At 53.7% G+C, this 12,170-nt stretch carries 13 protein-coding genes, 2 tRNA genes and 1 other annotated feature; of the genes, 5 read left to right on the top strand and 10 right to left on the bottom strand.

Features of this window, described 5'->3' with window-relative positions:
* Positions 1-32: 32 nt before the first annotated feature.
* Positions 33-108 (bottom strand) — tRNA-Asn (locus K5E19_RS18725).
* A 103-nt stretch (positions 109-211) separates the two neighbouring features.
* Entirely contained in the window at positions 212-1,666 is a 1,455-nt protein-coding gene (emmdR, locus tag K5E19_RS18720; protein ID WP_221552528.1) for a multidrug efflux MATE transporter EmmdR, read from the bottom strand.
* Positions 1,667-1,827: 161 nt separating this feature from the next.
* Here emmdR and K5E19_RS18715 point away from each other — a divergent pair.
* Together K5E19_RS18715 and K5E19_RS18710 are read left to right on the top strand one after the other, a co-directional pair.
* Positions 1,828-1,903 (top strand) — tRNA-Asn (locus K5E19_RS18715).
* A 53-nt stretch (positions 1,904-1,956) separates the two neighbouring features.
* A complete protein-coding gene (locus K5E19_RS18710) occupies positions 1,957-2,289 on the top strand; it encodes a gamma-glutamylcyclotransferase family protein (protein WP_221552527.1) in 333 nt (110 codons plus the stop codon).
* 49 nt (positions 2,290-2,338) lie between these two features.
* On the opposite strand, the gene K5E19_RS18705 is transcribed toward K5E19_RS18710, so the two are convergent.
* From K5E19_RS18705 to dacD, 4 genes are all read right to left on the bottom strand, one after another.
* Positions 2,339-2,674: a DUF496 family protein gene (locus tag K5E19_RS18705; protein ID WP_010432067.1), complete on the bottom strand. Its 336-nt coding sequence runs from the start codon at positions 2,672-2,674 to the stop codon at positions 2,339-2,341.
* A 147-nt stretch (positions 2,675-2,821) separates the two neighbouring features.
* The gene (locus K5E19_RS18700; protein ID WP_221552526.1) at positions 2,822-3,880 is read right to left on the bottom strand and encodes an FUSC family protein; all 1,059 of its coding nucleotides are present in this window, start codon (positions 3,878-3,880) and stop codon (positions 2,822-2,824) included.
* A 91-nt stretch (positions 3,881-3,971) separates the two neighbouring features.
* Positions 3,972-4,445: a DNA gyrase inhibitor SbmC gene (gene sbmC / locus K5E19_RS18695; RefSeq protein ID WP_221552524.1), complete on the bottom strand. Its 474-nt coding sequence runs from the start codon at positions 4,443-4,445 to the stop codon at positions 3,972-3,974.
* A 118-nt stretch (positions 4,446-4,563) separates the two neighbouring features.
* The gene (gene dacD, locus K5E19_RS18690; RefSeq protein ID WP_221552553.1) at positions 4,564-5,736 is read right to left on the bottom strand and encodes a serine-type D-Ala-D-Ala carboxypeptidase DacD; all 1,173 of its coding nucleotides are present in this window, start codon (positions 5,734-5,736) and stop codon (positions 4,564-4,566) included.
* A gap of 192 nt (positions 5,737-5,928) precedes the next feature.
* Here dacD and sbcB point away from each other — a divergent pair, with 192 nt between their 5' ends.
* Positions 5,929-7,365 carry an exodeoxyribonuclease I gene (gene sbcB / locus K5E19_RS18685; protein ID WP_409334609.1) on the top strand — a complete coding sequence of 479 codons (1,437 nt, stop codon included), beginning with the start codon at positions 5,929-5,931 and terminating at the stop codon, positions 7,363-7,365.
* Positions 7,366-7,472: 107 nt separating this feature from the next.
* Here sbcB and K5E19_RS18680 read toward each other — a convergent pair whose 3' ends face one another.
* The 4 genes from K5E19_RS18680 to K5E19_RS18665 form a co-directional block, all read right to left on the bottom strand.
* Entirely contained in the window at positions 7,473-8,831 is a 1,359-nt protein-coding gene (locus K5E19_RS18680; protein ID WP_221552523.1) for an APC family permease, read from the bottom strand.
* Positions 8,821-8,883 carry a membrane protein YoeI gene (yoeI, locus tag K5E19_RS18675; RefSeq protein ID WP_100166194.1) on the bottom strand — a complete coding sequence of 21 codons (63 nt, stop codon included), beginning with the start codon at positions 8,881-8,883 and terminating at the stop codon, positions 8,821-8,823. The genes K5E19_RS18680 and yoeI overlap by 11 nt, the downstream gene beginning before the upstream one ends.
* 219 nt (positions 8,884-9,102) lie before the next feature.
* The gene (locus tag K5E19_RS18670; RefSeq protein ID WP_221552521.1) at positions 9,103-10,032 is read right to left on the bottom strand and encodes a LysR substrate-binding domain-containing protein; all 930 of its coding nucleotides are present in this window, start codon (positions 10,030-10,032) and stop codon (positions 9,103-9,105) included.
* 41 nt (positions 10,033-10,073) lie between these two features.
* On the bottom strand, positions 10,074-10,898 hold the full coding sequence (locus K5E19_RS18665) for an SDR family oxidoreductase (RefSeq protein WP_042716031.1): 825 nt from the start codon (positions 10,896-10,898) through the stop codon (positions 10,074-10,076).
* Positions 10,899-11,071: 173 nt separating this feature from the next.
* On the opposite strand from K5E19_RS18665, the gene hisL reads away from it, so the two are divergent.
* Positions 11,072-11,122, top strand: a complete 51-nt coding sequence (gene hisL, locus K5E19_RS18660) for a his operon leader peptide (RefSeq protein WP_099516347.1) — start codon at positions 11,072-11,074, stop codon at positions 11,120-11,122.
* Positions 11,098-11,221, top strand: a sequence feature (His leader region). (Overlaps the previous gene by 25 nt.)
* A gap of 46 nt (positions 11,222-11,267) precedes the next feature.
* Positions 11,268-12,167: an ATP phosphoribosyltransferase gene (gene hisG / locus K5E19_RS18655; protein WP_028018500.1), complete on the top strand. Its 900-nt coding sequence runs from the start codon at positions 11,268-11,270 to the stop codon at positions 12,165-12,167.
* Positions 12,168-12,170 lie beyond the last annotated feature (3 nt).

Here is a 12,170-nt window from a genome sequence, read left to right as displayed (position 1 = left end):
AAAGCCTGCTTTAAAAGCAGGCTTTTCAAATTTGGCTCCTCTGACTGGACTCGAACCAGTGACATACGGATTAACAGTCCGCCGTTCTACCGACTGAACTACAGAGGAATCGTGTGAACGGGGCGCATATTATCGATGCTCCCCGATGATGTCAAAGGCAGAATGCAGATTTCCGTTCGTTTGCCGATTTATTCTCCATTTCGCACATTTGTCAGGCATTCTTTCGCGGATATTTCCATAACCAGCGCCCACTTACCATGCGCCAGTAGAAAAGTGCACCGCGTACGGCCCAGTCAAGGAACATCCCCAGCCAGACCCCTACAACGCCCATTCCCAGCATAATCCCCAGCGTATAACCCGCCACGACACGGCACCCCCACATCCCGAGCATGGATACCCACATGGCAAAGCGGGCATCGCGCGCGCCTTTTAAGCCAGCGGGCAACACCCAGGATGCCGCCCAGATCGGCATAAACGCGGCGTTGAGCCAAATAAGGATCTTAACCACCTCTTTAACATCGTTTTCGTGGGTGTAGAACGAGGCCATCAGTCCGGCAAAAGGCGCGGTTCCCCAGGCAATCATTGTCAACCCAATGGTCGATAGCCAGAAGACATGCCGGAGCTGACGCTCCGCCTGTCCTATCTGCCCTTTCCCGAGCCGTTTGCCGGTGATAATCGTGGAGGCGGAACCAAGGGCGTTGCCCGGCAGGTTAATCAGCGAGGCGATGGAGAAGGCGATAAAGTTACCGGCAATAACATCCGTCCCCATACCGGCCACAAACATCTGCGTCAGCAGCTTGCCGCCGTTGAACAGCACCGACTCAATGCTGGCCGGAATACCGATGCCCATCACTTCCCAGATAATGGCAAAGTTAAACGGCCTGAAATAACTTTTCAGCGTGAGGCGCAGCGACGGGGTGATGCCCGTCATCAGCACCCCGATAATCGCTGCCGCGCCAATGTATCGCGAAATAGTAAGGCCAAGGCCAGCACCAACAAACCCCAGACCGTCCCAGGAAAAGACCCCGTAAATCAGGACACTACTGATGATAATGTTCAGGATATTCATCCCGCCGTTGATCAGCAGCGGAATTTTGGTATTGCCCGCCCCGCGTAACGCACCGCTACCAATCAGGGCAATGGCCGCCGCCGGATAGCTTAACACCGTCATTTCCAGGTATGTCAGCGCAAGGTCTTTTACCTCACTGGTCGCCTCGCCCGCGACTATATCGATAATTTCTTTGCCGTAGTAATGGATAACCGCTGCCAGAACGATCGAAAAGATGGTCATGATCATCAGCGACTGGCGTGCCGCCTCGCGCGCGCGCTTCGGATCGAGTTTACCCAGACTAAAGGCAACGACGACCGTTGTACCCAGATCGATGGCGGCAAAGAAAGACATCACCACCATGTTAAAACTGTCCGCCAGCCCTACCCCCGCCATCGCCTCTTTACCCAGCCAGCTGACCAGGAACGTACTTAGCACGCCCATCAGCAGTACGCAGGTATTCTCCAGGAAAATAGGCACCGCAAGGGGGGTGATTTCACGCCAGAACAGAACACGATAACTTTTACGTTTTGCATACCAGGGCGTGCGCATGATCGCCTGGCGTATGGGGGCAGTGACGTTCAAAATGGACCTTAGCGAGAAAAGTTGAAACTCCATTTCAAATGATGGGGGAGAAATGGCTATCCTGCAAAGTATTTCCATAAAAAAGATGTTTGGATTTACAACAAACCGACGACATAATCAGCAATCAGTCGATTTTCCCTAAGATCAGGTTTGACAAAACTTTTTTCGCCGCTAAGATAAGCCTCCACAACGATTCCTCTGTAGTTCAGTCGGTAGAACGGCGGACTGTTAATCCGTATGTCACTGGTTCGAGTCCAGTCAGAGGAGCCACATTTAGAAAAGCCTGCTTTCGAGCGGGCTTTTTGCTTTTCCGGTGAGGATAAATGGACGCACTGTTTGTTTACGGCACGCTACGCCCCGGTCACTCTAACGCGCATATTCTTGAAAACATTGGCGGTGAATGGGTCGCTGGCTTCGTATCCGGCACGTTTTACGAACGCGGCTGGGGCGCAGCAGCGGATTTCCCCGGGATTGTGCTCCACCCGGACGGACCCCGCGTCGAAGGCTATCTGTTTATCTCTGATAACCTTGCCGCACACTGGCAAATGCTGGATGAGTTTGAAGACGGCTACGACCGGGTTGAGGTCACGGTGACGACCCTTGAGGGTCAAGAGGTTAAGGCCTGGATTTATCAGCTTCAGCCGCGCTCTGCGTAATAAAAAAGGCTCTCTGTCACCAGAGAGCCTTTTTCACAATTAGCGGCGATTACTCGCTTTTTGCTTCAGCGTTTTTGATTTCGCCCATCACTTTCAGCTTCTTGGAGATGTCGCGACGCTCTTTGGACAGCTCAGCGTTTTTGATGATGTAATCATCAACGCGGTCTTCGTAGTCGCTCTTCATGCTGGCGATGATGCCCTGAATAGCTTCTACGCTCATGCCTGGCTTGATGTAGTCGCTCAGGTTGTCGAGCAGCAGAACACGTTTCTGGTTGTCACGGATCTTCTTCTCAACGTCCTGGATTTCACGCTGTAGTTTGTTTTTACGGCGGAACAGGCGGACGAATTCCAGAACATCCTGGAACGAAGGCTTGGTAGTTTCCATTTTTACACCCCTGATAATGTGAGATTCGGATTCGTTAAGGCAACCGTTGTAACAGACAGCGGCTGCGAATGACAATGAGTATATCGTTTAAATCTATCATAACCCCAATTGCTGCTGAATCGAAGCAGCAGGCGTCACATACGCCTTTTATTTGCGCAGCGCCCGACAAATTAGGTGCGATAGCAGCTCAAGCTGTCGCGCCAGTTCCATACTCAGCCAGACGTAGCCATGAATAGGCGTCTCCGCCACGTTATCGCTCTGGCGTTCATTGATTAGCTGCTTCAGCTCCGCGACGATCTCATTCAGTCGCTCGCTGTTGGCCAGTATCGGCTGCGGGTTGCCTTCATAGAGTGCATGAGCAATGGTCAATAACGTTTGCTGCGTCATCTGCTGGGTCTCTTTGAGCGTATGCGCGTTAAGCATCAGCAGATGGCTGGGACGGGAAGCCCAGTGCGCGTTAATCTGCAGTTCAAGCATGCAGACCAGATTGCGGCTGACCGTCTGTATGGCTTCAAAAATCGCTTTCTGGATATGGGTTTCTTTGCTGGCAGGTGTAATCAGGCCGCGCATTTTGACGACATCATTGAGGATCTTCTGCAGGTGTTTTTCCAGCCGTGGCCGCTCAACCAGATTTGGGGAGAAACCGGCCTGATAAACGCGGTTAAAGGCGGTGACGTAATTCGCCATCTGGATGCGCCAGTGCAGAAAGGCGCGTTGCGGCCAAATTCCCGTAAACAGCATCGCCAGCAGCGAGCCGAGTACCACATCCCCGCTTCGCCACAGCGCCGTAGTCATATCCCCGGCGGGCGCGCCGACCACCACCGCGAGCGTAATCCCAATCAGCAGCGCCTGATAGGGCCTTTTGCCCAACGCCAGCCAGCCGCAGAGGAACATGGCGGCACCGCACCATGCCAGCATGATAGGAAAGGAGATCAGCTCCAGTTTCAGGGCGATAAGCCCAAGGGCGGAGCCTAAAACGGTCCCGCCAATTCGCTCAAGCGCGCGCGGAACAACGTTTCCCCAAAAGGAGATGGGCCCCATCACGACCACCAGCGTAATCAGCGGCCACGTCCCCTCCGGAACATCCAGCAAGCGAACCAGTACAAACGTCAACACGAACGCCAGCGCGATGCGGCACCCATGCACCACGCGGTAATGTTTGTACAACCGAATTTCAAACGGCGTTAATGATTTGTCGGGACGCACACCCGCTCTCCAGCTACACGGCAAATCACAATTGTACTGTGTTTTCAGCCGGGTGGATCGCCCCCGGCTAAAAAACCCACTTTTTACAGGGTTAACCTGCTTTATGCTCTACCGCGACGAACATCTCAATGTCCCAGTAGCCATCTGCATTACCATCATTGAGATAGCGTTCGAAGCAGGGTTTTGGAGCAATCTGGTATTTATTGTCCTGCAGGAGGGAATTAAAGAACTGGTACCACGGGGTCGCAAAGTCGTAGTTCTCCACGCGCGCCGTTGCGACGGCATAATCACCAGCTGCAATTTCGGTCATTATCACCCCTTCACTGTTATCTGGAATGATAAAGTCATCGGGTACCGTGACGGCGGTGTCACAGCGCAGTTTTTCTGCCGGGACCTCATCAGGATTATCGTAGTAAACCGCCACCCACTCCAGCGGCTGAATGTGACGCCCATCCACCCACATGACCAGTTGTTCAAAGCCCTGCTTAACGGTTTTTTCCCAAGGCCCAACAAGGTGAAAACCCGCGATCTTACGTTTCTGTTGCTGCTTGATGCTGTAGTCCATGCTGCCTCCGATTATTACTGTATATTTATACACTATAAAGCAGAATGAATATTATCGGCAAACGAGGTGTGTTTATTATGTGAGCAGACTCGCAACCCTGCCAGTCTGCTCAGAAAGGTTAGATTTTGTGATGCAGATAATCACTCAGGCGAGAGAAAAGACCGCCTTTATCAACGCGTTCCAGCGTGACCAGCGGCCAGTGCGCCACCAGCTTATCGCGGTCGTACAGCTGAATTTCACCGACCCGCTGATGGGCGGCAATCGGAGCTTCCAGCTCTTTTTTATCCAGCACGTATTTGGCCTTGATGTTAGGCACTTCCGCTTTTGGCAAGGCCAGCCAGAAGTCCTGATCGGTTCCCAGGTTTACCTGTTCTTTATCACCGTACCAGATCCGCTCGGTCCCCACTTTTTTACCGCTGTGCAGGATCTGCACCGTATCAAAGTTCTGTTGTCCCCAATGGAGCAGCTTGCGCGCCTGATCTTCACGCCCCTTCGGGCTGTCTGCGCCCATTACCACGGCGATCAAGCGACGCTGACCGTCCACCGCAGAGGCAATCAGGTTAAAGCCCGCCCCGGAGGTATGCCCCGTTTTCAGACCGTCCACGTTCATGGTTTTATCCCACAGCAGGCCGTTGCGGTTCTGCTGGGTGATCCCGTTCCAGGTCAGGCTCTTCTCGCTGTACATATGGTAAAACTCTGGCTCACCGTGAATGATGGCGCGGGAGAGCACGGCCAGATCGTAAGCGGAGCTGTGCTGCCCAGGTGCATCCAGTCCGTGAACGGTTTCGAAATGGGTGTCGCGCAGGTTCAGCTTTTGCACGTAGTCATTCATCATGTTCACGAACTGCGGCTGGCCGCCCGCGACGTGATCGGCCAGCGCCACGCAGGCATCGTTACCAGAGTCGACAATCAGGCCCCGGCTGAGATCGCGTACGGAAACGCGGTCGCCCTCTTTCAGGAACATCAGAGACGATCCGTCAAAGACCGGGTTACCTTTTGCCCACGCGTCGCGACCAACCGTGACGATGTCATCCGGGCTGATGCGATGGCTGTCGATAGCGCGATCGACGACGTAGCCCGTCATCAGCTTGGTCAGGCTTGCCGGATTACGCTGTTGATGTTCGTTGCCCGCCGTTAATATCTGACCAGTAGTGTAATCCATCAGTACCCATGACCCCGCCTGGACGGCAGGTGGCTGCGGGGAGAAATCCAGCGGATCGGCAGCCAGCGCAGATGTGATACTCGAAGCAAGTAAAGAAACAGCAATAAACAGACGGCGTTTCAACGGTATATCCTCAGGTCATTAAAAATCGATGACCTTTTTACGGGAGTTCTGCTGTCGTTACCTGCCTTAATTGCAAAAAAATGTGACAGAGTGCATGTTTTTCTCTGGCGCTGTCTCGCAAATTTCACGCTTAACGGCGCATTTTATTCGGACTGCTTAGCGCGATCGTTTACCATAGCGTCGTGAATTTTTTACAGGATGATATTACTGGTGTCTGATTCTGCCGCGCGCCCAACTTTTTTGTTCCACGATTACGAAACCTTTGGCACCCATCCGGCGCTGGACAGACCGGCGCAGTTTGCTGCCATCCGTACCGATGACGAATTCAACATCATTGGCGAGCCAGAGGTCTTTTACTGCAAGCCCGCGGATGACTATCTGCCGCAGCCGGGCGCGGTGATGGTTACGGGCATTACACCGCAGGAAGCACGGGAAAAAGGCGTTAGCGAAGCGGAGTTTGCCCGCCGCATCCACGATCTGTTTACCGTTCCCAATACCTGCGTGGTCGGTTACAACAACATCCGCTTCGATGATGAAGTGACGCGCAATATCTTCTACCGCAACTTCTACGATCCCTATGCCTGGAGCTGGCAGAACCGCAATTCCCGCTGGGATTTACTCGACATTATGCGCGCCTGCTATGCCCTGCGTCCTGAAGGCATTAACTGGCCGGAGAATGAGGAAGGTCTGCCGAGTTTCAGGCTTGAACACCTGACGCGTGCCAACGGCATTGAGCACAGCAATGCCCACGACGCGATGGCGGACGTCTATGCCACCATTGCCATGGCAAAGCTGGTGAAAACCGCTCAGCCGCGTCTGTTTGAGTACCTGTTGAGCCACCGCAGCAAGCAGAAGCTGACCACGCTGATTGATGTACCGCAGATGAAACCGCTGGTACACATCTCCGGGATGTTCGGTGCCTGGCGCGGCAACACCAGTTGGGTTGCGCCGCTGGCATGGCATCCCGACAACCGTAATGCCGTTATCATGGTGGATTTGGCGGGCGATATCTCCCCGCTGCTGGAACTGGATAGCGATACGCTGCGTGAACGGCTTTACACGTCGAAAAACGAGCTCGGTGATCTGCCTGCGGTACCAGTGAAGCTGGTTCACATCAATAAATGTCCGGTGCTGGCCCAGGCCAATACGCTGCGCCCGGAAGATGCTGACAGGCTGGGTATTAATCGTCAGCACTGTCTGGATAACCTGAAGGTGCTGCGCGACAACCCGCAGGTACGGGAAAAAGTGGTCGCTATCTTTGCGGAAGCCGAGCCGTTTGTGCCGTCTGAGAACGTCGATGCACAGCTTTATAACGGTTTCTTCAGCGATGCCGATCGCGCAGCAATGAATATCGTCCTGCAAACCGAGCCGCGTAATTTACCGGCACTGGATATTACCTTTGCAGATAAGCGCATTGAAAAGCTGATGTTCAATTACCGGGCGCGAAACTATCCGGGTACCCTGGACGAAGTGGAGCAGCAACGCTGGCTTCAGCATCGACGTAACGTGTTTACGCCGGAATTCCTCAACAGCTATGCCCAGGAGCTGGAAATGCTTTACGGCCAGTATGAAGGGAATGCTGAGAAACAGGCGCTGTTGAAATCCCTGTTCCAGTACGCGCAAGAGATAGTCTGAGTGACGGGTACAAAAAAGCCGGAGACATTGTCTCCGGCTTTTTTTCGCCCGGTGGCGCTACGCTTACACGGGCCTACGGGTGTACAGGTCGGGCACCCGACATTATGTTACGCAACGTCTTCGTACTGAGGAACCGGGTTGCGGAAGCTCTTCGTAACGCAGGCCAGGTAAACCAGACCAATACCGCCCCAGATCAGACCCAGAACCATTGAGCTCTCTTCCAGGTTAATCCACAGCGCACCCACCGTCAGCGCACCACACATTGGCAGCACCAGATAGTTGAAGTGGTCTTTCAGCGTTTTATTACGCTTCTCGCGGATCCAGAACTGAGAGATCACCGAGAGGTTAACAAAAGTAAACGCCACCAGCGCACCAAAGTTAATCAGCGCAGTTGCAGTCACCAGGTCAAATTTAATGGCCATCAGTGCGATTGCGCCCACCAGCAGGACGTTCCACGCCGGGGTACGCCATTTCGGATGAACGTAGCCGAAGAAACGGGTTGGGAACACGCCGTCACGACCCATTACGTACATCAGGCGAGAAACACCTGCGTGTGCCGCCATACCGGATGCCAGTACGGTTACGCTGGAGAAGATCAGCACGCCCCACTGGAAGGTTTTCCCTGCCACATACAGCATGATTTCAGGCTGTGATGCGTCCGGCTCTTTAAAGCGAGAGATGTCCGGGAAGTACAGCTGCAGGAAGTAGGAAGCACCGATAAAGATCATGCCACCAATCAGCGCGGTCAGGAAAATCGCTCTCGGGATCACGCGCTCGGCGTCTTTGGTCTCTTCAGACAGAGAAGAGATACCGTCGAAGCCCAGGAACGAGAAGCACAGGATGGTCGCACCGGTGATCATCGGCACAACGTGCGCGCCTTCAGACCAGAACGGACGGGTGCTGGCCAGCGTACCTGCGCCTTCACCATGGGACACGCCGTAAATGATCAACCCCACGATAACCGCAACGATACCCATCTGAAGAATAACAATCAGGGTGTTGAAGTTTGCCACGGTCTTGATGCTGCGCAGGTTAGAGATGGTCATAAAGGCCACCAGCGCCACCACGAAGATCCACGACGGTACGGAAGGTACCAGCGCTTCGAAGTAAATTTTTGCCAGCAGAATGTTGATCATCGGCATGAACAGGTAGTCCAGCAGCGATGACCAGCCCACCATAAAGCCAACCGCCGGGCTAATGGATTTCTGAGCATAGGTGTAGGCAGAGCCTGCAGACGGGAAACGGCGAACCAGTTTTCCGTAGCTCAGCGCTGTAAAGAGAATAGCGACCAGCGCAAAGGCGTACGCCGTTGCAACGTGACCGTCAGTAAGGCCTGATACGATACCGAATGTATCGAACAGCGTCATCGGTTGCATATAGGCAAGGCCCATCATAACAACCGGAATCAACGTAAGCGTTTTACGTAATTCCACGCGAGAGGTGTTTGGAGTTGCGTTATGCGACATCGTTATTCTCCTTTACGGTAATAACCGCCACGTAAGCGAAAAATTGCCCCATTTCTTTCTTCCTCAGCGACAACAACTGTCGGATTTTAGTAAATATCTATCCGGTACGAAGCCCGGCCTCTTGGTTTTTAGTTTCGTTTCGTACATGCAAAAAAAAATAACCGACGCCTTTTATATCGTCGATTATTCATTTGTTTGCAGCGGCGGCATTTTGCCCCACATCGGATACAAAAGGCAATACTTTGCAACGCACCGGGTCATTTTCTTTTTGCTAACTGGCTGATTTCTCAACGCTGCCCTGAGAGTAAACGGCAGCGATAGCACTATTTGCTAAAATTTCGTCCCGCCACCAGGCGCTGGCAAGCCCGGCAGTTTGTTCGTTCCAGCCCACCCACACCGATTCGTTGCTGCTTTGCGCAAGCACCTGTTTTTCAACAAGCGCACCGCTATCAATAAAGCGCTGCGCCAGATAGCGCGGCAAATAACCGCACCCCAGGCCGCTAATTTGCAGCTCCAGCTTGGTTTTAAAATCAAACACGGTAATCGCCTCCTGCTCATCAAGCAGCTGCGAAGAGACACCACATTCAGGCCGGGAACTGTCGCCTACCACAATGGCACGGTAGTTTTTAATAATACGGCGGTTAAGGGGCTCCGGTTCATTCGCCAGCGGATGATGCGGCGCGACGGCAAAAATTTGTTCCAGGATTCCCAGTCGCGCAAAGCCAAAATCACTCAACTGGGGGGGCTCATGCAGTGCCCCAACGATGATATCCGCCCTGCCCCGCGTCAGGGCATCCCAGGAGCCGCCCAGCACACCATTAATGAAGATTAGCCGGGTCACGCTGTGGCGCTGATAGAACGCTTCGATCAGCGGCGTCAGGAGGGAAAAGGGAAAGGTATCATCCACGCCGATCACCAGTTCGTTTTCCCACCCCTGATGAAGTTTGATGGCCTGTTTTTCCAGCTCGCGAACCGTATGGAGAACGTCACGCCCCTTTTCCAGCAGCATCTGTCCTGTTCGCGTAAAACGCGCGCGGTGCCCGGAGCGATCGAGCAGCTCAATGTTCAGATCGCTTTCAAGTTTATGCACGGTATAACTGAGCGCAGAAGGCGTTTTATAAAGCTTCGCTGACGCTGCGGCGAAGCTTCCCTCTTTTTCCAGAGCATCCAGAATAATAAGAACATCCAGCAGCGGTTTCATCTTCGCCCCCTTACGGTGTGCGATCGTCTCCGCTGATGGCATTATTCCATGGGCATGACCAGCGGATCGGGATACTGATACTCAAATCCCAGTTCATGACAAATACGATTGCCATCAACAATTTTGCCTTTCCCTTCCCCTTTCGCATCGCCAAAGACTGGCGGAGCCAGCCCCAATTGACGAGCCATCAGCGGATAGAAGGTACTTCTCGATGGATGAGAGGGTGCACATATATTATAGATGTGCCCACCCTTCGGAGCCTGTAATAGCAGCTCAATTGCACCAATAACATCCTCAAGATGGACGAGATTGACGCCATGTTGTCCATCCGGAGCCGATTTTCCGGCAAAGAACCGTCCTGGATGGCGACCCGGCCCCACCAGCCCGGCCAGACGGAGAATATCGACCTGAGTGCCCGGCAGGTTATGCAGCCAGTCCTCCAGCTCTTTCAGCACGCGACCGCTCGCGGTTACCGGCTGACGTTCACTGTTTTCCTTCACCGTCCCCTCAACGTCACCGTAGACTGAGGTGGAACTGGTGAAAATGATGCGCGGGATGTGATGCGCCAGCGCGCTGTCGACAATCTCCTGCATCGCCTGCAGATAAAAAGACTCTCCCGGCCCGCTGCGACGGGCGGGTAAGGTGATAACCAGCGCATCGACATCCATCAGCGCATCCAGATCGTCAGCATCACAGACCAGTTCGGGCTCAAGGCGCAGCTCAACGCCCTCGATGCCACACATGCGTGCGGCTTCTACCCCATCCGACGTGGTTTTGCTCCCGGTCACCTGCCAGCCTTTCGCGGCTAATGACATCGCCAGCGGCATTCCTAACCATCCTAAACCGACAATCGCGACCTTTTTCATGAAAACTCTCCGCTTACACATGCTTGTATTAAGGCTACGCCAGCCCGGCAGAACACACAATTCATAGCATCAATATGAAATGATTTAATGATCACAAAAAGCCCTTGCAATCTGCCGGGTAAGTGGTTTAGGTTAAAAGACATCAGATGCATAAGCATTCAACGAGAATTTATATGACACGCGTTCCATTTAAAAACCACCATCATCACCATCATCCTGACTAGTCTTTCAGGCGATGTGTGCTGGAAGACGTTTGGATCTTCCAGTGGTGCGCGAACGCAAGAGAAAGCCCCCGGAAGATCATCTTCCGGGGGCTTTTTTTTTGGACCGCATTCAGACAGGTTAAAACAGGTTAACGAGGAATAAAGAATGTTAGATAACTCACGTTTACGCATAGCTATTCAAAAATCAGGCCGTTTGAGTGACGATTCACGCGAACTGCTGGCCCGCTGCGGGATTAAAATCAACCTGCACACCCAGCGCCTGATTGCCCTGGCTGAAAATATGCCTATCGATATTCTGCGCGTGCGTGATGACGATATTCCAGGCCTGGTGATGGACGGCGTTGTTGATCTCGGCATCATCGGTGAAAACGTGCTGGAAGAAGAGCTGCTGACCCGCCGCGCGCAGGGCGAAGACCCGCGTTACTTCACCCTGCGTCGTCTGGACTTCGGCGGCTGCCGCCTGTCGCTGGCTACGCCGGTCGATGAAGCGTGGGACGGCCCGGCAGCGCTGAACGGCAAACGTATCGCCACCTCTTACCCTCACCTGTTAAAACGTTATCTCGATCAGAAAGGCGTGCAGTTTAAGTCCTGCCTGTTGAACGGCTCTGTTGAAGTGGCACCCCGTGCTGGTCTGGCTGACGCGATTTGTGACCTGGTCTCTACCGGCGCGACGCTGGAAGCGAACGGTCTGCGCGAAGTGGAAGTTATCTACCGCTCCAAAGCCTGCCTGATTCAGCGCGATGGCGACATGGCCGATGCCAAGCAGCAGCTCATCGACAAACTGCTGACCCGTATTCAGGGCGTGATTCAGGCGCGTGAATCCAAATACATCATGATGCACGCGCCTACCGAGCGCCTGGACGAAGTGATCGCCCTGCTGCCGGGCGCGGAGCGTCCAACCATTCTGCCGCTGGCGGGCGATCAGCAGCGCGTGGCGATGCACATGGTGAGCAGCGAAACCCTGTTCTGGGAAACCATGGAAAAGCTGAAGGCGCTGGGGGCAAGCTCTATTCTGGTGCTGCCAATTGAGAAGATGATGGAGTAATGG

This window comes from Enterobacter sp. RIT637, assembly GCF_019718755.1.
Classification (GTDB): domain Bacteria; phylum Pseudomonadota; class Gammaproteobacteria; order Enterobacterales; family Enterobacteriaceae; genus Enterobacter.
This window is presented reverse-complemented; position numbering and strand designations above follow the sequence as displayed.

What these genes read in the sequence shown, in the direction of transcription:
- emmdR (WP_221552528.1), bottom strand. Translation starts at nt 1,666, where the DNA reads ATGGAGTTTCAACTTTTCTCGCTAAGGTCCATTTTGAACGTCACTGCC.
- K5E19_RS18710 (WP_221552527.1), top strand. Translation starts at nt 1,957, where the DNA reads ATGGACGCACTGTTTGTTTACGGCACGCTACGCCCCGGTCACTCTAAC.
- K5E19_RS18705 (WP_010432067.1), bottom strand. Translation starts at nt 2,674, where the DNA reads ATGGAAACTACCAAGCCTTCGTTCCAGGATGTTCTGGAATTCGTCCGC.
- sbmC (WP_221552524.1), bottom strand. Translation starts at nt 4,445, where the DNA reads ATGGACTACAGCATCAAGCAGCAACAGAAACGTAAGATCGCGGGTTTT.
- sbcB (WP_409334609.1), top strand. Translation starts at nt 5,929, where the DNA reads ATGATATTACTGGTGTCTGATTCTGCCGCGCGCCCAACTTTTTTGTTC.
- K5E19_RS18680 (WP_221552523.1), bottom strand. Translation starts at nt 8,831, where the DNA reads ATGTCGCATAACGCAACTCCAAACACCTCTCGCGTGGAATTACGTAAA.
- K5E19_RS18670 (WP_221552521.1), bottom strand. Translation starts at nt 10,032, where the DNA reads ATGAAACCGCTGCTGGATGTTCTTATTATTCTGGATGCTCTGGAAAAA.
- K5E19_RS18665 (WP_042716031.1), bottom strand. Translation starts at nt 10,898, where the DNA reads ATGAAAAAGGTCGCGATTGTCGGTTTAGGATGGTTAGGAATGCCGCTG.
- hisG (WP_028018500.1), top strand. Translation starts at nt 11,268, where the DNA reads ATGTTAGATAACTCACGTTTACGCATAGCTATTCAAAAATCAGGCCGT.